The sequence below is a fragment of the Dictyoglomus sp. SSW genome, from assembly GCF_055181335.1.
This window is the reverse complement of the sequence record NZ_CM143705.1, coordinates 983398-1005208: the sequence shown is the minus strand read 5'-3', so window position 1 is coordinate 1005208 and position 21811 is coordinate 983398. Positions and strand designations below refer to the sequence as shown.

The following is a 21811-nucleotide window of genomic DNA, read 5'->3' as shown; positions in this document are numbered from 1 at the left end:
TACCCCTCACCTCCTAATTTCTCCCCCCAAAAGACGCATTAATTCCTCTCTATTAACAGCCCTTTCAAAGGCTACTTCTTGAGTTATAAGACCTTTTTTAACAAGATCAGCGAGACTTTGATCCATAGTCATCATTCCATATCTTCCACCTGTTTGTATTACACTATATATTTGAGGAGTTTTTCCTTCTCTAATGAGACTCCTCACTGCAGGGATACCAATAAGTACTTCAGTAGCAACTATTCTTCCAGTACCATCTTTTCTTGGGAGAAGCTGTTGAGAGATAATTCCTTGAATAACTCCAGAAAGTTGAAGCCTTATTTGTTGTTGTTGATGAGAAGGGAACTGGTCAACTATTCTTTCAATACTTTGAACCGCATCAACAGTATGTAAAGTTGCCATAACTAAGTGACCAGTTTCTGCTGCTGTGATAGCTATAGCTGTGGTTTCCAAATCCCTCATCTCACCTACTAATATGACATCTGGATCTTCTCTTAAAGCTGATCTTAAAGCATTAGCAAAGGAATAGGTATCACTTCCTACTTCTCTTTGATTCACAATAGATTTTTTATGAGTATGCAAATACTCTATAGGATCTTCTATTGTTATGATATGCCTGCTGAAATTTGAATTGATATAGTCTATCATAGAAGCAAGAGTAGTAGATTTACCACTTCCTGTTGGACCCGTTACAAGTATTAATCCTCTGGGAAGGGCTGCAAGATCTTTTAAAATTAAAGGTAATCTAAGTTCTTCAATAGAAGGAATCTTCCAAGGAATTAATCTAAATACAGCAGCTAAGCTCCCCCTCTGCCAAAAAGCATTTACTCTAAATCTTCCTTCACCACTTATACCAACTGAAAAATCCAACTCTTTGTTTTCTTGAAGCTTCTGCTTTTGTTCTTCTGTTAAAAGACTAAAAACAAGATTATAAGTAAGTTGGGGAGTTAAAACAGGATATTGAGTTTGAGGTATTAAATGCCCCTTAATACGGAAAACAGGTGGTACTCCAGAAGTTATATGTACATCTGAGGCTTCTTTCTGTAAAGCATTTTGTAGTATTTCAATAATAGAAATACTTTCTTTCATTTTTTATTACCTCCCTCTTAATCTGCAGCTGTGACCCTCATAACTTCTTCCACAGTAGTAAAACCTCTAAGAACTTTACGCATTCCATCTTCCCTTAACGTTACCATTCCATATTTTCTTGCAGCCTCTTTTATAGTCTCACGAGAAGCCTTTTTTAATACCAAATCTCTAATTTCATCATTCATAAGCATAATTTCATGAATAGCTGTTCTTCCCTTATAACCTTTGTTGTTACATCTGGGGCAACCCTGACCTTTATAAAAAGTAGCATTAGATAAATCTATGTCTCCTAAGGTTGCTTTTATAGCTTCTATTTCCTCCTTTGTAGGTTCATAAGGAGCCTTACAATAAGGACATACTGTCCTCACCAATCTTTGTGCTACCGCTCCAAGTAAAGAGGAACTAATCAAGAACGGTTCGATACCCATATCAATTAAACGGGTAACAGCCGATGGTGCATCGTTGGTGTGAAGGGTGGATAATACTAAGTGTCCTGTTAGAGCAGCCTGTATAGCAATTCTTGCTGTTTCTTCATCACGAATCTCACCTACGAGCACCACATCTGGGTCTTGACGTAAAATAGATCTCAAGGCACTGGCAAAAGTAAGACCCGCTTTTGGGTTCACCTGCACTTGATGTATCCCTGGAAGCTGATACTCCACTGGATCTTCTACTGTTACTATATTAATATCAGGAGAATTTATCATATTTAAAGATGCATAAAGGGTTGTGGACTTACCACTTCCTGTTGGACCTGTTACAAGTATAATACCATATGGTGTCTTTAACATTTTTAAATATCTTTCGTAATTATCTTCAGAAAAACCTAGACTCTCAAGAGATAAAGATATAGCTCCTCTTCCTAAGATTCTCAATACCACCTTCTCACCAAAAACTCCAGGTAATGTAGAGACACGGAAATCATACACTTCTCCTTTTATATTTGCTTTAATACGTCCATCTTGAGGTATTCTCCTCTCAGAAATATCCATATCACTCATAATCTTTATTCTTGAAACAACAGCTGCCTGAAATCTTTTTTGAATATACATAATTTCATGTAATACACCATCTATTCTAAATCTTACCCTTACATTTCTTTCCAGAGGCTCTATATGGATATCACTAGCTCCTCTTTTAACTGCATCAACTAAAATACTATTTACGAGCTTTGCTATAGGACCTTCCTCAGATGAAACTTCTTCTAAAGAAACCTCTTGATATTGAGTCTCTTCCTCTTCCTTCTGAACTATAATCTCTTCAAGTACTTTCTCTACCTCTTCACTACCCCAAATCTGATTAATAGCATCAATAAGTTCATTTCGTGGTACTATTACTGGTATAACTTCATTTCTAGTTACCATTTTTAAATCATCGAGGGCTATTATATTTGCTGGATCTACAATTCCTACTATGATCCTCCCATCCTCCTTATAAAGAGGAAGTATTAAATTATCTCTCGCTTTTTTAGCTGTTATAAGTTTTGATAGATCTGGATCAATTTTTATCTCCTTTATTGATTTAAAAGGAATCCCTAATTGTTCACTTAATAACTTTGCAAGATCCATATCACTTAGAAGCTTTAGTTCTAAAAGTGCTTCTCCAAGCCTTATACCCTTTTTAGATGCAAGCATCAAAGCTTCATCTAATTGCTCTTTTGTAATTAAATTCTTTTCTAATAATATCTCACCAAGAGGCTTTCTTTTTGCAGGGGTTGATGTTTTCCTTAATGTTTTTTTCTCAGTAGTGGTTAAACTACTTTTAATACTTTCAATTATCTTATTGGCAAGATCCTTTTCTTTTTTCCTCTCTTCTTTCTCCTCGGTTTTTAACTCCTCTTTAATTTCCTGTTGTATATTTTCTTCTTTAGTCTCTTCTTTGATCTCTTCCACAATTCCTATGCCTTCTAACTCAGAGAGCACATCAGTTATTGATTCTTCTTTAACATTAATCTCTTTAATATCTTCTTTAGGTATTTCTTCCTCAGATTTAGAAGGCATCTCTTCAATAATCTCTTCCTTGACATCCTCTCCCTTTAGCTTCTCTAACAATCCACCTTCAGGAACTAATTCTTCTACAAGCTTAGAAATTTCTATATCATTTATTGTTTCTATACCTATCTTTGATTCTTCCTTTACCTTAGTTTCAGAAACATCAGTTCTAGGAATCATTGACGATGTCAAAATTGAAGTTGTAGAACCTATTTCTTTCTTCTCAAATATATCTTCTGAAGATTCCTTATCCACAACCTTTAAAAGATAAGGTTCTACTGAAAATCCTGTAAGCAATCTTATATCCTCAAGTGCTGTAGCTTTTACTGGTGGGAAGAAACCCACATGAAGCATTCTTTCTTCTAATTTAAGAGGAATAAAATTATGAAATTTCACTAAAAAAGGAGGAATAATCTTTAATGCGTCTTCATCAGGTTTAAATTCTTTTCCTTCAATAATTTTCCACCCTAAAATTTCTGATAATAAATCAGTAAGTTTATCTTTCGATATTAATCCCTCTTCCAAAAGAATTTCTTGTAGTTCTTTACCTTTTACTGAAGAAAGTAAGTTATCTAATAACCCCTTAGGGATAAGATTTCTCTCTCTAATAATCTCTAAAAGTTTCTCATTAATATTAGGAGAATCCATCTTACTCCTCCTTTATTAACTCCTTTTTAGACAACCATCTCTTAATTAAATAATTTTCAATAAGCCTTACAGTCCATCTTTTAATCCACAATTCTTTCTTATTTAAAGGAGATACTAGTATGGTAAACATCCCCAATTTATTACCACCATATATATCTGTTAATATTCTATCACCAATTACCAAAGTTGTCTCGGGGGTAGTACCCATTATCTCTAAAGCTCTTTTAAAAGATCTACTTCTTGGTTTTAATGCATATCCTAATGCAGGAAGCCGTATAAGCTTAGAAAAATGTTTTACCCTTCTCTGAGACCAATTATTTGATAAAATAACAACTTTAAAGCCTAAATTTTTGATATCTTCTATTAATTTTTTTGTTCTCTCATCCAATTTGTTTTCATCCCAAGGAACAATAGTATTATCAAGGTCAAAAATAATACCCCTGTATCCTAATTTATATAATTCTTCAAAATTAATTTTAAATATTGTTCCCACATATCTATTTGGTTTTAAAATTTTGCACATCATAATCACCTTTTATAACCTTGAGCTTTTAAATGCTCTTCATAGGTTTTCGAAAAGGTATGAGTTCCATCATTATTTGAAACAAAAAAAAGATAATCTCCTTTAGGTTGTAATATTGCCTCCAAAGATTTTAAAGATGGAGAACAAATAGGAGTAGGAGGAAGACCATAATATTTATACGTATTATAAGGAGAATCAATCTCCAGATCTTTGTATAAAAGAGGATTTTTCTTAAAATCATATAAATACTCTACTGTAGCACAAGATTGAAGCATATATCCTTTCTTCAAACGATTAATAAAGACACCAGCAATTAAAGGTCTCTCTCTGTCTATCTTGGCTTCTTTTTCCACAATAGATGCCAATATTATCCATTCATTAAAACTTAAACCAATTTTTTTAAGATCTTCTTTATAATCAGGAAAATTAGATAGGATCTGCTTAAAAAATTCTTTCAAAAGAATTTCTATAATCTCTTTCTCTTTAATGTCTTTTGGTAAAAAATAAGTAGAAGGAAATAAATAACCTTCTAATGACATGGGTATTTTACCCCCAAAAAATTCTTTATACTCTTTTAAAAAAGACGAAACATAATTAGAATCAGTACAATATTTAAGAAAAAGATCTTTTGAAATATTTAAGCGTTCTTCAAGAATTGCCCCTATCTCTTTTAAAGATACTCCTTCAGGTATTGTTATCTTTATACTTAAATTTTCTCCATTTACTAATTTATTCACCACATGAACAAGTGAATAGGATGGAGATAATTTATAGTACCCTTTTTTAATGTTCCTCTCTCTCCCAATAAGCTTTGTATACAATATAAATATTTCTTTAGATTTTATAATCCCTTTTTCATATAATATATCAGCTACTTGGGAGAGTGAGGAACCCTCTTGAATATATACTTCTACATCACTATTAGTCTTAAACTTTGGGACGAAAAGTATTACAAAAACAAATAATAAAAATAAAATTAGAGAAAAGGAAAAGAATATAAGAATTTTTTCTAATTTACTATTCCTCTTCTCCTTTTTCTCAATCTTCTTCTTCCAAATCCTCTTCTTCCCAATCTTCGTCTTCCCATTCTTCCTCTTCTTCCAGAGCTTCCACAACTTTTTCAAATTCATCATCATCTTCTATTTCTTCCAAAGCATCTATATAGAGTTCACCATCTTTTTCTGAAAGCCTGCAACGATATACATAAATTTCATCCATATCTTCCGCATCTTTTGGTGTTAGAAGAACATACGTCTTATCATCTACCTCCACAAAATCTCTAATCAAATACTCATAAGTATTTCCATCCTCGTCTTCTAAAATTATAACTTCCTCGTCAAACATTTTATCTGACATTATGAACACCTCTTTTTTAAAATTTAAAGAGGGGCTAAGGATTGGTGCCGGAGGCCGGACTCGAACCGGCACGGGGATTGCTCCCCACTGGATTTTAAGTCCAGTGCGTCTGCCATTCCGCCACTCCGGCGGTAATTCCTCATACCTCTCTTTGGTTAAAAAGTGTATCATAAGTTTTTATATTAGTAAAGTATTGTCTAAAACAAAATTTTTTATTATAATTTAAAGCAAGGAATATCGGCGGTGTAGCTCAGCGGTTAGAGCACACGGTTCATAACCGTGGTGTCCAGGGTTCGAATCCCTGCACCGCCACCATGAAAAGTGAAAGATAAATTTATTGAGAACTTAGAAAAAAAAGTATTAAATTTTATTAACACTGAGTCCCTCATTAATGAGAGGGACTCTATTCTTATATGTATTTCAGGAGGAAGTGATTCTTTTGCATTAGCTGAAGTACTTAGCACTCTCTCACCTCATTATAATTCTAATATTCATCTTTTATATGTTGATCATCATGTAAGACAAAATACAGAAGAAGAAAAGTCGTTAATAAAGGAATATGCAGATAGGAAAAATATTCCTTTTACTATTTTAAATATATATCCTGATAATCTTACAGAAAAAACCTTAAGAGAAGAAAGATACAAAATAATAGAAGAATTTGCTCAAAAAAATGGATTTACCAGAATAGCTCTTGGACATACCTTAGATGATAATATAGAGACAATACTTATGAATTTCCTAAGAGGATATGGGCTTGAAGGACTTATTGGTATACCCCCAAAGAGAGATAAAATAATAAGACCAATTTTGGTTCTTACCAAAAAAGAAACGGCAGAGTATTGTAACAAAAAAGAAATAAAGTACAAAGAAGATTTTACAAATTATTTACCAATTACTCTAAGAAATAGAGTAAGATATCAATTAATTCCATTTTTAAGAGATATCATAGAACAATTTCCTCAAAGTTTAATGAATCAAAAAATAATACTAAATTGGGATCAAGAATTAATAAAAAACATATCAAAGGAGTATTCGAACAAATACATAAAAAGTAATATGGATGGTTTTGAAGTAAATTACAATGACTGGAACAATATTCCAGACGCAATAAAAGTAAGGATTTTAAAAAATATATTTAATAACATGGGTGAGATTATCACAATTGAAGGTTTAATATATTTAATGAATAAACTTTCCAAAATAAGAAAAACAGGTAATATAGCTACAATGAATACTATTAAAATATATAAACACGAGAATACTGTCTATTTTATCAAGAAAACCTTGGAAGAAAACTACGAATATACATTACCTATCCCTGGTTCTTTAAAGCTTCCATCAGGTTACGAAATCATTACTGAAATAATTGAAGATAATAAAGAGTCTATAAATTTTAATGATCTTTGGCATGTATATTTTGACTATGATAAAATAGAAGTAGATAAATTAAAAGTTAGAAACTGGAGAGAAGGAGATAAAATTAAACCATTTGGTCTAAAAGGTAAATCCAAAAAGCTTCAAGATCTATTTATTGATAAAAAAATTCCTAAATGGAAAAGACTTGAAATTCCAATTATTTTTTGGGAAAATGAAATTTTGTGGGTAGTAGGAATAGCAAGAAGTAACATAGCGCCTATTACTGAAAATACAAAAAGAATATTACATATAATGGTAAAGAAGGAGGTTTAAATAATTGAACTTTAAAAATATAATCTCAAGATTAATAATTATTTTCTTTATAGGCTTTCTTATTTTTACATTCCTTAATCCCAATATACTTGATAACTCTGCAAAGGAAAGAGTGATTCCATATTCAGAATTTATAAAATTTGTAGAAAACAAGGAAGTATTTAAAGTAGAAATTGGAGAAAAAGAGATCAATGGTCTATTTCGAGATGGATCAAGATTTAAAACCTATTCACCAACTCAGGATGCTAACTTAATTCCTACTTTAATTAAAAATGATGTTGTGGTAGAAGTAAAACCACCAGATAACACTTCATTATGGATAAGTTTCATCTTAGGATTTGCTCCTTATCTTATACTTATATTTTTCTTTTGGATGATGTTTCGTCAAGTACAAGGAAGTAATAGTCAAGCCTTTTCTTTTGGAAGAAGCAGAGCAAGATTATTCTTAGATAATAAGCCTAAAGTAACTTTTGCTGATGTTGCTGGCGTGGAAGAGGCAAAACAAGAATTAAGAGAAGTAGTAGACTTTTTAAAGAATCCCCAAAAATATAGAAGACTCGGTGCTAAAATTCCAAGAGGAATACTACTAGTAGGACCTCCAGGCACTGGGAAAACTCTTTTGGCAAGAGCTGTTGCAGGAGAAGCAAATGTACCTTTCTTCTCTATAAGTGGATCAGAATTTGTAGAGATGTTTGTAGGTGTAGGAGCAGCAAGGGTTAGAGATCTATTTACTCAAGCAAAAAAATTAAGTCCATCTATAGTTTTTATTGACGAATTAGATGCAGTAGGAAGACATCGTGGGGCAGGGCTTGGTGGGGGCCATGACGAAAGAGAACAAACATTAAACCAGCTTTTAGTAGAGATGGATGGATTTGATGAGAATACTAATGTGATTGTACTTGCTGCTACTAATAGACCTGATATCTTAGATCCAGCATTATTGAGACCAGGAAGATTTGATAGGCGTGTGATTGTAGATAGACCAGATTTTGAGGGAAGAAAAAAGATATTAGAGGTACATCTGAGAGGTAAACCAATTGGTAAAGATGTTAATATAGATATAATCGCCAAAAGTACTCCAGGATTTGTAGGAGCAGATATTGCAAATCTTGTAAATGAAGCTGCTATTTTAGCTGCAAGAAAAAATAAAAACGAGATAAATATGGAGGAATTTGAAGAAGCAATAGAGAAAGTAATTGCAGGACCAGAGAAAAAAAATAGAATACTAAGACCCCAAGAAAAGGAAATGGTAGCTTTTCATGAACTTGGACATGCTTTAGTAGCAAAATTAATTCCTGAAGCAACTCCTGTACATAAAGTGACTATAATCCCAAGGGGACTTGCTTTAGGCTATACCTTGCAACTTCCTGAAGAAGACAGATATTTACTCTCTAAAAAAGAATTAGAAGCTGAAATAGCAGTACTTCTTGGGGGAAGAGCAGCAGAAGAACTTATCTTTGGTCAACCAACATCCGGTGCTGCAGATGATTTAAGAAGAGCCACTGATCTTGCAAGGAAAATGGTGTGTGAATATGGTATGAGTGAAAAATTAAGAAATTTAACTCTTGGAGAAAATCATTCTGAAGTATTTCTTGGAAAAGACCTGATGCAGATCAAAAATTATAGTGAGGACACTGCAAAAATAATAGATGAAGAAATAAAAAATATAGTAGACAAAGCTTATAATAGAGCATTATCATTATTAAAAGATCATGAAGATGTATTAAAAGAATTGTCTAAGATATTAATAGAGAAAGAAACTCTTGATGGTAGTGAAATTGATAAATTCTTACAAAAAACTACAGAAACAGAGGGAATATCATAGTTTCCCTCTGTTTCTTTTAATTTCCCTTTGTTTATTTCTTAATTCTTGGACTCTGTAAAGAATCTGCCAATCCTTAGGATCCTTTTCTCTAAATTTTTCTATCTCTAATTTTGCTTCTTCAAGCTTCCCAGTTTTTATTAAAAGTTCAATTAAATTATCCAAAGCTGCACTATTTTCAGGGTCCTTATTTAACACTTCTCTAAATAAATTTTCTGCTTCTTCATAATTGCCCTTCAAAAACTCAACCCAAGCTAAACCTCTTAAGTATTCGGAGTTATCAGGGTCTAATTTTATTGCAATCTCAAAATATTTTTCTGCCTTGATTAGATCTCCTCTTCCTATCATTATAAATCCCATATAGTAATAATTAAATGAATCATTAGAATTAGACTCTATATTTTCTAAAATAAGTTTCTCTGCTTTATCAAAATCTTTAACCCAAAAATAAAGATCAGCAAGTGTTAATCTCAACCAATATAAAAGATTTTCATCAATTACTTCATTATAAAGGGTTTCATATAAGGTAATAGCTTTATAAAGTTTACCCCTCTGTTTTAGATCATCTGCTCTTATAAGAATTTCATCTACTCTTAAACTCATAGTTAATTAAGTATAATATAATCATAAGAAAAATTAAAGCTGGAGGAAATAATGATTTTAATAGTAAATCTAAATCCCAGTTTGGATGTTATATTCTATACAGAAAAATTTTTAAAAAACAAAGTTAACAGATCTATCAGAGAATATATTATGCCAGGTGGAAAAGGTATAAACGTAGCTAAAACCCTAAAAATTTTTAATGAAAAATTAAAAGTTATTGGCTTTTGTGGAGGAAATACAGGAATAATACTTAAACAGGAATTAAAGAAAAGAGATATTGATTTCAATTTTGTAGAAGTACAAAATAACACTAGATTCGCTATAGGAATAAAGAATTTATATAAAAAAGAGCTTACTATTCTAAATGGTGCAGGATCAGAAATTCCAGACTATAAAATAGAAGAATTTTTTAAGATATATAGAATCATTATTAAAGATGCAGATACCTTGATAGTTTCAGGAAGTATTCCACCTAATATTCCATATGATATATATTTTAAAATATTTAAAGAAGCAGAAAGAATTAATATAATCAGAGTATTAGATGCTAAAGGAAAAGAATTTATAGAAGCCCTTAAAGCCCAACCTGACATAATAAAACCAAATAAAGAGGAAATGGAAGATATTTTGAATAAAACCATCAAATCAAAAAGAGATATTATAAGAGCCTTTAAGTTTATTGAAAAATTCCAAATAAAATACCCAATAATTTCTCTTGGAAAAAAGGGAGCTGTAATATCTATAGATAGCAAACTATATCATTCCTTTTTACCACCAATAGATGGAATACACTGGGGAGCTGGAGATGCATTTCTTGCAGGTTTTATTTATGGTTTAAGAAAAACTAATGATCCACTATATTCATTGAAAATTGCCTGTGCTACAGGTTATGTAAAAGTCAAAAAAGAAGAACTTAATATGAACGATAAAGAAGAAATTTTAAAATATGTAGATAGAGTAAGTGTTAAAGAAATAAAATAATACCTCTTGACCTTTTAGCATAATTATGCTAATTTTATGGAAAAATTTAGGAGAGTGGCGAAAATGGGGAAGAGAAATTTCTCTAAAAGAGCATCCTACAGAACTTCCGATGCTATGTCAAAATTTGTTTTAGCTCAAGACCCAGAAACTATCTCTTTCGCTGGTGGTCTGCCTGATAATAATCTCTTTCCTGTTGAAGAATTAAAACATGCATATGAAGAGGTTTTAAGAACGGAAGGAAACCTTGCCTTTCAATATACATCAACTTGTGGAGATATAAAACTAAGAGAATTAGTAGGTAAAAATCTTTTCAAGAGATGGGATAAGACAATCCCTGCAGACAATATAGTACTTACCGAAGGCTCTCAACAAGCACTTGATCTCTTAGGAAAGTTATTTCTCGATGATGGTGATATAGCACTAATTGAAGAACCAGGTTATTTAGGTACTATTCAAGCTTGGAGTATGTACTCTGATAATCTAATAGGGATACCTCAAGATGAATATGGAATTGATATAGACTACTTGGAAGAAAAACTAAAAGAGCTGAAAGATTCTGTTAAAGTTCTTTATGTGGTACCAGATTTTTCAAATCCTGCTGGGACATGCCTTGAAATTAAGAGAAGATTGAAACTAGTAGAACTATCTGAAAAATATAATTTTTACATAGTAGAAGATTTAGCCTATAGTCTTCTTTCCTATGATCATGAAACATATCCTCCATTAATTACTTTCTCTGATAGCCACAAAATCATAACTATAGGGAGCTTCTCAAAAATACTTTCTCCAGGACTTAGAACTGGATTCATAATTGCACCAAAGGAAATTACTCAAATGATTATACGGCTTAAAGAAGGCACAGATTTATGTTCTGGTACTTTAAATCAAAAATTAATATATCAATTTTATAGGTTAGGATATTTAGAAAAACATATTGAAAAATTAAAAATTGCATATAGAACTAAAAGAGACTCACTGAAGAAAGCCTTGGATGAAAAATTTAAAGACATTGCAAAGTGGAATTTTCCACAAGGGGGTTTCTTCTTTTTCCTTGTTTTTCCTGAATGGGTAGATGCATATAAGCTTGCAGAAACTGCTTTAGAACAAAAAACCAGTTTTGTCCCTGGAGAAGAATTTTTCGTCTCTAAAAGAGGGAAAAATACTGCAAGAATATCATTTTCACAAGTATCTCCAGAAAAAATGGCAGAGGGAATAAAAAGACTTTATATTGCATGGGAATTATATAAGGAAAAAGAAGAAGTTTTTCTATGATATGGGATTTAGTTATAATTGGTGGAGGTCCTGTAGGAAGTTACGCTGGATATTTATCAGCAAAAAATAATATAAAAACTCTAATCTTAGAAGAACATGACAAAATAGGAGAACCAATACACTGTCTTGGAAAATTAAGTGTCCATGCTTTTGAGGAATTTCATCTACCTAAGGAAACTATAGTAAATAATCTAAAAGGTGGATACTTTTTTTCTCCTTCAGGAGAATATTTAAAACTTAAAAAGGATTCCTCTGATTCTTTTATCTTGGATAGAATCTTATTTGATAAAATAATTGCAGAAAAAGCAGAAAAAAGTGGCTGTTCTTACTCATTCAATTCAAAAGCAATAGGAGTAAATCATTATGAAAATCACTCTACCTTGATAGTAGAAGAAAAAGGTAAAACAAAATATATTAACACGAAGGTTATATTAGTAGCAGAAGGTGCCAAAAGACAATTTCTTAGAAAGATAGGACTTAAAATAAGACCTTACTTAGTATCTTTACAATATGAGATTTCAGGATTAAATCCATTAGATAGAGAATGCGTAGAAGTTTATCTTGGAAGTACTTATTCACAAGGTTTTTTTCTTTGGATTTCACCATTTAAAAACATAGCCAAATTGGGTGTTGCTGTAAATCCTTCATATAATCCTAAAGTATTCCTTGATAATTTTATAAGGAATAAATTAAAGGAAAGATCTGAAAAAATATATATAGAAAAAGCTTATGGGGGAATAATTCCTATTTTTGGACCTTATGAGGAATTTATTCCTCCAAATATCTTAATAGTTGGAGATGCTGCAGGTTACAATAAATCAACAACAGGTGGTGGTATATACTTTGGATTAAAAGGTGCTGAAATAGCAGTTAATCAAATAAAAAAATATCTTGAAGATTATAATAAAGCATATTTATCAGATTATCCAAAATTAACCCATAGATCCTTTGGAAAAGAATTAACTTTTACAAAAGTTGCTAGAAAGTTTTTAAATTCCTTATGTGACGATGATTTTAATCTAATATGGTCAGTTTTAAAAGAAAATGATAAAATTGTAAAGACAATGGAAAAATATGGTGATACCGCTTATCAAACATCTATTATAAAAATATTCCCTAATCTCATTACCTCAAAAAGTTTTGTTAAATTATTGCCATTAATAAAAACACTTATAAAATCTCTTTTATAAATAAAAAAAGGGTGGGGATAATTATCCCCACCCACTGATTCTATTTTTTAGAATGTAATTGTTGTTCCAAAGTTTACACTATCTGGATATGGGTTACTTGTAAATGCTGGTAAGTTAGTTTTTTCAACACCAAGTGTAAGATTTACATTATCTACTGGAACATAGCTTATTCCAAGACTTAATTTAGATACATTATTAATTCCAGAATTGTTAGTAACTGATCCTGATAATGTTAATCTCTCATTAACTTTATATGATCCAAATACTGTTACTGTTACAGTTTTCATACTAATATCTGAGAGATCAGCCATATCAACTGATACACCAGCATCAAAGCCTTTCATCAATGTTGTACTTACTCCTGCATATGCTCCAAATTTTTTATCAACATATTTAGCTTCTAAAGTTACAGATGTATCTTTTAATAATCCATCAAGGGATACACCAGCAAGACCTGCAAAAGATGCGTCATTATAGTAAGCATCTGCAAACACTGTTACCCCTTGTGAAACAGGCATACTTATATCTGCTCCAACTGGACCAAAGTCATATGCTTGAGATTCTATACTCAACATTCCATATACATTCCAATTTATATTACCCATACTTCCAGAAACTTTTCCACCTACAGCATTAGCACCAGCACCCACAGAAACTTTTACTCCTGCAACATTTACACATGCAGATAATGGTGCACCAAATCCTACCAAACCATAGTCATCCATAGCAAAGTATCCAGAATTGTTATATGTCAAAACAAGTTTATTGATACCGAAATCTAAATTGTTCAAAGTTAATACCACTTTACTTATAGATACAGGTGTTGTAGATATGGTCTTATTTACAAAGTCCCATGTTGCCCCAAATGTTAATGTTAATGTGAATGGTTTTACACCTTTGTTCTCAAGATCAGCCACTTTGCTCTCTAAGTCAGAAAGTCTATTTATTGCTTCGTCAAGTCTTGTAGAAACTCCATCATTCAATACATAGAGATCGTCAACACTGGTAGATAATGCATCTATACTGGAATTGATGTTGTCTAAGGATGCCATTAATTCATCTACTCTTGCATTAATATCATCAATTTGAGATTGTAAATCGGATGCAAGAGTATTCAGATCTTCCATAGCTACTGCAAGATCAGAAACCTTAGCATCTAAATCTGTAACAAAACTCTCGATATCTTCTAATTCAGCAGGAACTTCAATACCAGGTATTGCTTCAACCATTTTAATTATTTCATCCAATTTATCTTTTAATGCTAATACTTCTTCTACTCTATCAGAAAGATCTACAAGATTAGCATTAACTTCATCTATAGTGCCCATTAAATCAGATATTGCAAAGTCAAAATCATCAAGTCTTGTCTCTACTGCGGATACTCTATCCTCAAGATCTGATACTCTACCAGTTAATTCCTCAACATCTGGTACGGAAATCTCAGCTATCTTCTCCTCTATCATTGCTTGCACTTCATCAAGAGATGGCTTATCTACTAACGCTGTCTCTACATCTGCTAATCTGCTGTCAAGATCAGTCACAAACCCCTCAAGATCTGATACTCTACCAGTTAATTCCTCAACATCTGGTACGGAAATCTCAGCTATCTTCTCCTCTATCATTGCTTGCACTTCATCAAGAGATGGCTTATCTACTAACGCTGTCTCTACATCTGCTAATCTGCTGTCAAGATCAGTCACAAACCCCTCAAGATCTGATACTCTACTTTCAAGATCTCCAATTTTCTCTTCCACTTTTTCACTAACAGCCTCTTCTAATTTATCTCCAACTACAGCTTCAATCTGCTCTGGAGTAACTTCTACTTTTTCAATAGATAATACAGCTTCTTGTATCATTGCTTCTACATCTTGAACGCTTACTTTCTCTTGCACTGCTGACTCAAGATCTGATATTCTACTCTCTACGTCATCAAGTCTTGAAACAACATCAGAAAGTGATTCTTGTATCATTGCTTCTACATCTTCAACACTTACCTTCTCTTGCACTGCTGACTCAAGATCTGACACTCTTGTATCAAGATCTTGCAATGCAGACACCAAATCTTCAACATTAGCTCCAATAAGATTTAATTCATCTTGAAGCTGACTTACAAGATCTTTTAGCTCTTCAACATCTGCTGTAGGTAATGCTATTTTTCCAGCTTGTAAAGCTTGAATTAATTTATAAAGTAATACTGCAACCTGATACCTTGTAACGTAAAGATCACCACCAAAAGTATCTGGTCTTATACCTGAAATAATCCCCAAATCTGTTAGATACTTTACTGCAGACGCTGCCCAGTGATTACTTGGAACATCTTTAAAATTTGCTGTTTGAGCAAAAGAAACACTTAAAAGTAAAAACAATGTGAGTAATACTGCTAATAACCTCCTACTCATACGACCCTCCCATCATATAATATTTTAGAGAGAGCTTCTTTTATCCCAAAAGGGATAAAAAGCTTCCTCTCTAATTTTCCTAAATCACTCCATAAAAATCTAAATATCATGGTTAAATGGGTTTTCCTCACCACCTCCCTTTCCAAAAAAGCTTCAAATAAGATTATACTTCTTACTAAGAAATATGTCAACCTGACAAGGGAATATTCTAAAACTTCATAGATAAGAAAAGAAAATGTTTTTATATTCTTTCAAGTTTCTTTCTTATATTTTTCTAGTAAGATAATGTGTATAATCAGGCACTAATCTTTTGTATTCTCTATCCATAAGAGGTGAGGAAATCAAAAAATCAGCTGTAGATCTATTTGATGCTATAGGAATATTCCATACTACTGCTATCCTCAAAAGAGCTTTAACATCAGGATCATGAGGCAATGGTTCTAAAGGGTCCCAGAAAAATATAAGAAAATCAATTTCACCTTCTGCAATCTTTGCTCCAATCTGTTGATCACCCCCTAAAGGTCCACTAAAAAATCTTATAATCTTTAAACCCAATTCTTTTTCTAAAATCTCACCAGTCGTTCCTGTAGCATATAATATATGTTTTGATAATGTTCCTTGATTAAATCTTGCCCACTCTAATAATTCTTGTTTCTTATTATCATGGGCAATTAGGGCTATCCTTTTTTGAATCCCAATAGGTATTTCTTTATAATTCATTAAAAAGTTCCTCCTTTCCATTTATAAGATCGTGGATCAAATATATCTCTTAATGCATCTCCAAACAAATTAAAAGCAAGAACAAGAAACATTATGGCAAGACCAGGAAAAATTACAGTCCATGGTGCTGACCTTAAATATTGCCTTGATTCACTTAACATCGCACCCCACTCTGGAATAGGGGGCCTTGCCCCCAATCCAAGAAAAGAAAGACCTGCAGCTTCTAATATAGCGGAAGCTATTCCTAAGGTAGCCTGCACAATAATTGGAGCTAATACATTAGGAAGAATATGTCTAACAATTATCCTAATTTCTCCTATCCCTAAGGCCTTTGCAGAATTTATATAGTCTTTCTCTTTTATAGAAAGAATTGTTGCTCTAACTACTCTTGCAAATTGTGGAATTGAAACAATACCAACAGCTATCATTGCATTTTCAAGTCTTGGACCTAAAACTGCCACGATACCAATAGCAAGAAGAATAGTTGGAAAGGCAAGCATTATATCTATAATTCTCATAATCAGAATATCCCACCATCCCCCAAAATAACCAGAAGAAACCCCTAAAATTGTTCCAAAAATTAAAGCTAATAAAACAGACACAAACCCTATGGTAATAGATATTCTTGTTCCATATATGATCCTACTAAAAATATCTCTTCCAGCATAATCAGTACCTAATATATGCTTCCATGATGGTGGTTGCAATCTTTCTGATAAATTTTGAGCAATGGGATCAAATTTTGCAATATATGGAGCAAAAACAGCCGTAATAATATAAATAAGTAATATTAAACCTCCTATTATTCCTGTCTTATGCCTTTTAAATTTTATTAAAGATCTTTTCCATAAACCACGATTATAATTTCTCTCCAAAGACATTCCCTCCTATTCATATCTAATCCTTGGGTCTATAAATGCATATAAAATGTCAACAATTAGATTTATAAATACAAACAACAAAGAAGACAATAAAATACAACCTTGAATCAACGGATAATCCCTTGACATTATTGCATCATAAACTAACCTTCCCATGCCTGGCCATGAAAAAATCGTCTCTGTCATTATTGCTCCTCCAAGAAGGAAACCAAATTCAAGCCCTATTATAGTTATTATTGGAATTAAAGCATTTCTTAAAGCAGATTTCATGATTATCTTCTTCTTAGGCAAACCTTTTGCATATTCAGCTAATATATATTCTTGGTTTAAGACTTCTAACATGCTTGATCTTGTCATTCTTGCAATTGTTGCCATAGGAACAGTGGATAAAGCAAAACCTGGAAGGACTAGATGATACAACGCATCTATAAAAGCTCTAAAGTTAAAAGTTAATAAGCTGTCAATCAAATAAAAATTTGTTATCACCTTAAGATCAATACTTATATCTAATCTTCCCGATGGGGGAAACCAACCAAGAACCAAAGAACCAAACCAAATCAACATTAAACCAAGCCAAAATATTGGTATAGAAACACCTATTAAAGCTAAAAACATAACCAGAGTATCTATTAAGGAGCCTGGTTTAATAGATGCTAATACTCCTAAAAATATACCTAATGAACTTGCTATTAACATTGCAAAAAGTGTCAATTCAATAGTAGCAGGAAACCTTTGCATAATTTCAGAAATAACTTTTTCTCTTGTTATTATAGATCTTCCTAAATCTCCCTTTGTAGCATTACTTAAGAAAATTAGATATTGTAAAATTATAGGTTTATCAAGCCCAAGCTCTTTTCTAATTCTTGTGATTTCTTCTGCAGTAGCTCTTTCACCTAACATAATCCTTGCAGGATCCCCAGGAATCAGTCTAATAAACATAAAAGCAAAAAAGGAAACTCCAATTAATATTGGAATTAAAAGTAATAACCTTCTTACTATATATTTTTTCATTCTTTCCCCTAATTATTTGTTTAATTTAAAGCATATATATTTTAAAAGGGGGAAAGTGGTATTCTCCTCCCCCTTTGTACTAAATGATAAATTTATTGTTCTTTCCATACACGATACAATGGTTCACTACCAGTTGGATGTGGAATATAATTTTTTACATTCTTCTTTCCTGCAAGAGGTGGCATTGTATGAGCTATTATCACCCATGGAGCATCTCTGTGTACTATTTCACATGCCTTTTCATACAATTTAGCCCTCTCTTTTTGGCCAGATATGGTCTGTGCTTTTATAAGTATCTCATGCAACTCATCAGATCTGTAAAAAGCAATATTTCCAGAACTACCTTTTACAGCATTATCCTTATCTAATAAAACATAGAAGAAATTGTCTGGATCTCCATTATCTCCTGTCCATCCTAAGAAAGCCATATCATGTTCACCATTTTCTGTTTTTTGTAAGTAAGTACCCCAATCATAAGTAACTATTTCTGCATCAATACCCACAGCCTTTAAATAGCTCTGAACAGCTTCTGCTATTTTCATTGGTTGAGGATTATATGGCCTGTTTACTGGCATAGCCCATAATGTGGTTTTAAAGCCATTAGGATATCCTGCCTCAGCTAACAATTTCTTGGCTTTTTCTGGATCATATGGATAATCTTGTATTTTATCATTGTAACCCCATAAGGTGGGTGGTATAGGATTCTTAGCCACGATTGCTAAGCCTTTTGGATAAAAAGCATCCACAATTGCTTTCTTGTCAATTGCGTAATTTATAGCAAGCCTTACTCTTAAATCATTAAAAGGTTTTTTATCCATATTCATAGCAAGATATCCAACATTCAAACTTGGTCTGACAAACAATTGTAAATTTTTATTTAGTTTGACCCTTTCTACATCCTCTGGATTTAAACCATCAATAATATCCACCGTGCCAGCTTCTAATTCCATAAATCTTGCAGAATTATCCGGTATTGATCTAAAAATAATTTTATCAATATAGGGGGCTCCATCCCAGTAATTTTTATTTGCTGAAAGTACTATCTTATCTCCCTTACTCCAAGAAACAAATTTAAAAGGACCAGTACCTACAGGATTTTTAAAGAAATCTTCCTTATATTTCTTAATTGCAGTTGGGCTTGCAATAGCAAAACAAGGCATAGCAAGGTTAGAGAGAAATGGGGCTAAAGGTTTTGTTAAAGTAATTTTTACTGTATATTTATCAACAACAGAGACAGTTTTTACAATTCCTGGAAATCCACCAAACATATACCCCCAATATTCGAATTCGCCACCAATATGATAAGGATTCTTAGGATCCATCCATCGGTCAAAGTTAAATTTAACAGCATAAGCATCAAAATCAGTACCATCATGGAATTTAATATTTTTTCTCAATGTAAAAGTCCATGTTTTTTGATCCTTCGAAACTGTCCATTTAATAGCAAGACTTGGCAAAATCTCTGTATTTTCTGGCTTGTACTTAACAAGAGTATCAAATATTTGATGTGTAACTCTTAGAGATTCGCCATCAGTAACATTAATGGGATCCAATTTAACAGAGTCCCCACCTCTTCCAAAAACTAAGGTTCCACCCTTTTTTGGAGTTTGGGAATTAGCAAAATTAACAAATAACATTAAACATAAAAAGAGGACCAAAAACTTACGCATCCTGACACCTCCCATAAAATCTTACTCCCCCTCCCCATTCTCTTTATTCTCTCTTAAGGCATCATTGTCCTAAGTTATTATGATTATATATTATTCTTCTTTAACTTCAAAATCATCTATCCAAGCCCAATTTCCTGAATTTCCCTCAACAATTATACTAATCTTTATTTCACCTGTCGTTACATTTATATCCCTGATGGTAGGATTACTCCATTTCAACCATCCAGTATTTACAATATCTATATACTTTTCTTCTTTTCCGTAACCACTCACTTTAAATCTAAGAAGGTTTTCTCCTCCACCACCATGAATCCAAAAACTCACTCTATACTTACCAGGTTTTAAATCTTTAATCACTAAGTTCATTTCAAATTTAAATGGTCTATCTAACCAGTAATTTATCGCATACTCCCCTGTTTTTGCATTTTGAGGTGGAGTAGCCTTAACAACCTTAACTGCCATCTTATCTCCTTCTACTATCCAAGGATCTATAGTTCCCGATTCAAAGCTCCAATTAGGTACATAATTCTTCTCCCCAGATACTGATATCTGAGCATATATTTCCTTATCTATACCTTCTATCTTTCCCCTCAATTTAAATTCTCCAGGAACACTTAATAGTTTATTATCTATAGCATCCCATGTAACTTTGAAATTCCTTATAGAATCATCATTGAAAAGCACTTTAACCTTTTCTGGAAGTTTAGGAATCTCTCCTGTAGAAATCTTTATTTTTACATCAGATAAAATATCTACTACTTTTACATCTATTTTTTGATGTCCATAAACTAAGTTAAAGACATCAAGAGATGGTAATACATTACCTTTGAAATCAAATAAGGTTTGGTTATCCCATGGATTACCTTCCCCAACTTTCCATCCTGCACTATTTACTGGAATCCAGCAACCTTCCCAATAAAATATGCCCAAACCTTTATTATTTGGAATTTGAGCCACAACCTCCATAATATCTCTTATTGCTGTAGCTTGCCCTTGAACAGTGGGTTTATATCCACCTATCATCCATAAATCTCCACCAAATATATTTGGATGATTATCACCATCTTCAAGAGTCCATGCATAGGCTGTTTCAAAAACAGCAATTTTCTTATTATATCTTACTGCTATATCATTAAGATTTTCCTTTAACTCTTCCAAGGTGCCATGCCAATATGGGTAATAAGATACTCCAATAACATCAAAATCCATCTTCAGGCCAGAAACATTTGCCAAAAACCATTTAAACAGGGAACTATTTCCTCCTTCTGCTAAATGAACAGCCACTTTTATATTCTTATCAATTCTTCTTACAGCACTTGCACCTGCATTAAAAAGTTTAACAAAGGTTTCAAAACCTCCTGCATCATCACCTATAAGCTTACCATCAGGCCATAAAAATCCATTATTAACTTCATTACCAATTTGTACCATATCAGGCAATGCTTTATTGTCTTTCATATGTTTAAGTACATTATATGTAAAGTCAGAAACTGCTTTTATTAATTGGGATCCTTTTAAATTTTTCCATGCCTTTGGTTTCTCCTGTTTACCAGGATCTGCCCAAAAATCACTATAATGGAAATCTACAAGTACTTTTAGTCCAAGAGTTTTAGCTCTTTTAACAAGCTCTGTCATCCTTTTATAATCACAAATACCCCCACCATATGGATTTCCTTTTTCATCATACGGATCATTCCAAATCCTAACTCTAACCCAATTGACCCCATGATCCTTCAAAATCTGTAATGGATCCTTTTGCACTCCATTGTCATAAAATTTCCCACCCTTAGCTTCTACTTCATATAACATGGATATATCAACACCCTTTATAAAATCCTTTGATAATCCCTCTATTGGATTTATAAAAATTTTATCTTCTCCATAACTATCCATGAGAATCATCGTAACCCCCAATAAAATTAAAAGAAATATTATTTTTTTCATTACATCTCACCTCCCAAAT

Annotated in this window: 17 protein-coding genes and 2 tRNA genes; 6 read left to right on the top strand and 13 right to left on the bottom strand. The window is 32.4% G+C overall.

Annotated elements, in window-relative coordinates; translation table 11 throughout:
* Window positions 1–6: 6 nt before the first annotated feature.
* The 6 genes from ACY3JM_RS04695 to ACY3JM_RS04670 all read right to left on the bottom strand — a co-directional run bounded on the left by ACY3JM_RS04695 (window position 7) and on the right by ACY3JM_RS04670 (window position 5737).
* Window positions 7–1077: a type IV pilus twitching motility protein PilT gene (locus ACY3JM_RS04695; protein ID WP_463092586.1), complete on the bottom strand. Its 1071-nt coding sequence runs from the start codon at window positions 1075–1077 to the stop codon at window positions 7–9.
* Window positions 1078–1106: 29 nt separating this feature from the next.
* Window positions 1107–3728, bottom strand: coding sequence for a type II secretion system ATPase GspE (gene gspE, locus ACY3JM_RS04690; protein ID WP_463111083.1), 2622 nt, complete (start codon window positions 3726–3728; stop codon window positions 1107–1109).
* 1 nt (window position 3729) lies between these two features.
* Window positions 3730–4254 (bottom strand): YqeG family HAD IIIA-type phosphatase, encoded by a 525-nt coding sequence (locus tag ACY3JM_RS04685; RefSeq protein WP_463082349.1) that lies wholly within the window; start codon window positions 4252–4254, stop codon window positions 3730–3732.
* 2 nt (window positions 4255–4256) lie between these two features.
* Entirely contained in the window at window positions 4257–5381 is a 1125-nt protein-coding gene (mltG, locus tag ACY3JM_RS04680) for an endolytic transglycosylase MltG (protein WP_463111802.1), read from the bottom strand.
* The gene (locus tag ACY3JM_RS04675; RefSeq protein WP_463082351.1) at window positions 5290–5607 is read right to left on the bottom strand and encodes a DUF1292 domain-containing protein; all 318 of its coding nucleotides are present in this window, start codon (window positions 5605–5607) and stop codon (window positions 5290–5292) included. Before ACY3JM_RS04675 ends, mltG begins: the two co-directional genes overlap by 92 nt.
* A 42-nt stretch (window positions 5608–5649) precedes the next feature.
* Window positions 5650–5737, bottom strand: a tRNA-Leu gene (locus ACY3JM_RS04670).
* A 109-nt stretch (window positions 5738–5846) separates the two neighbouring features.
* Between ACY3JM_RS04670 and ACY3JM_RS04665 the strand changes: the two genes are divergently transcribed.
* The 3 genes from ACY3JM_RS04665 (at window position 5847) to ftsH (ending at window position 9124) form a co-directional block, all read left to right on the top strand.
* Window positions 5847–5922: transfer RNA gene (locus ACY3JM_RS04665), tRNA-Met, on the top strand.
* Window positions 5923–5928: 6 nt separating this feature from the next.
* Entirely contained in the window at window positions 5929–7299 is a 1371-nt protein-coding gene (tilS, locus tag ACY3JM_RS04660; RefSeq protein ID WP_463082352.1) for a tRNA lysidine(34) synthetase TilS, read from the top strand.
* Between the two features lie 4 nt (window positions 7300–7303).
* On the top strand, window positions 7304–9124 hold the full coding sequence (gene ftsH, locus ACY3JM_RS04655) for an ATP-dependent zinc metalloprotease FtsH (RefSeq protein WP_463111082.1): 1821 nt from the start codon (window positions 7304–7306) through the stop codon (window positions 9122–9124).
* Here the strand turns inward: ftsH and ACY3JM_RS04650 are convergent.
* Entirely contained in the window at window positions 9119–9724 is a 606-nt protein-coding gene (locus ACY3JM_RS04650) for a tetratricopeptide repeat protein (protein WP_463111081.1), read from the bottom strand. The two genes, ftsH and ACY3JM_RS04650, sit on opposite strands and share 6 nt — an antisense overlap.
* A gap of 51 nt (window positions 9725–9775) precedes the next feature.
* Here ACY3JM_RS04650 and ACY3JM_RS04645 point away from each other — a divergent pair, with 51 nt between their 5' ends.
* From ACY3JM_RS04645 to ACY3JM_RS04635, 3 genes are all read left to right on the top strand, one after another.
* On the top strand, window positions 9776–10705 hold the full coding sequence (locus ACY3JM_RS04645; RefSeq protein ID WP_463082355.1) for a 1-phosphofructokinase family hexose kinase: 930 nt from the start codon (window positions 9776–9778) through the stop codon (window positions 10703–10705).
* Between the two features lie 63 nt (window positions 10706–10768).
* Window positions 10769–11977, top strand: a complete 1209-nt coding sequence (locus tag ACY3JM_RS04640) for an aminotransferase-like domain-containing protein (RefSeq protein ID WP_463082356.1) — start codon at window positions 10769–10771, stop codon at window positions 11975–11977.
* Window positions 11974–13167, top strand: a complete 1194-nt coding sequence (locus ACY3JM_RS04635; RefSeq protein WP_463111080.1) for a geranylgeranyl reductase family protein — start codon at window positions 11974–11976, stop codon at window positions 13165–13167. Before ACY3JM_RS04640 ends, ACY3JM_RS04635 begins: the two co-directional genes overlap by 4 nt.
* 47 nt (window positions 13168–13214) lie before the next feature.
* Here ACY3JM_RS04635 and ACY3JM_RS04630 read toward each other — a convergent pair whose 3' ends face one another.
* The 6 genes from ACY3JM_RS04630 to ACY3JM_RS04605 form a co-directional block, all read right to left on the bottom strand.
* Window positions 13215–15566, bottom strand: a complete 2352-nt coding sequence (locus tag ACY3JM_RS04630; protein WP_463111079.1) for an S-layer homology domain-containing protein — start codon at window positions 15564–15566, stop codon at window positions 13215–13217.
* A 264-nt stretch (window positions 15567–15830) separates the two neighbouring features.
* Complete coding sequence (locus tag ACY3JM_RS04625; RefSeq protein WP_463082359.1) at window positions 15831–16286, bottom strand: methylglyoxal synthase; 456 nt, start codon at window positions 16284–16286, stop codon at window positions 15831–15833.
* The gene (gene nikC / locus ACY3JM_RS04620; protein ID WP_463111078.1) at window positions 16286–17167 is read right to left on the bottom strand and encodes a nickel transporter permease; all 882 of its coding nucleotides are present in this window, start codon (window positions 17165–17167) and stop codon (window positions 16286–16288) included. The genes ACY3JM_RS04625 and nikC overlap by 1 nt, the downstream gene beginning before the upstream one ends.
* 6 nt (window positions 17168–17173) lie before the next feature.
* Complete coding sequence (locus ACY3JM_RS04615) at window positions 17174–18178, bottom strand: ABC transporter permease (protein WP_463082361.1); 1005 nt, start codon at window positions 18176–18178, stop codon at window positions 17174–17176.
* A 92-nt stretch (window positions 18179–18270) separates the two neighbouring features.
* Complete coding sequence (locus tag ACY3JM_RS04610) at window positions 18271–19848, bottom strand: ABC transporter substrate-binding protein (RefSeq protein ID WP_463082362.1); 1578 nt, start codon at window positions 19846–19848, stop codon at window positions 18271–18273.
* 90 nt (window positions 19849–19938) lie between these two features.
* A complete protein-coding gene (locus tag ACY3JM_RS04605; protein WP_463082363.1) occupies window positions 19939–21792 on the bottom strand; it encodes a glycosyl hydrolase 53 family protein in 1854 nt (617 codons plus the stop codon).
* Window positions 21793–21811 lie beyond the last annotated feature (19 nt).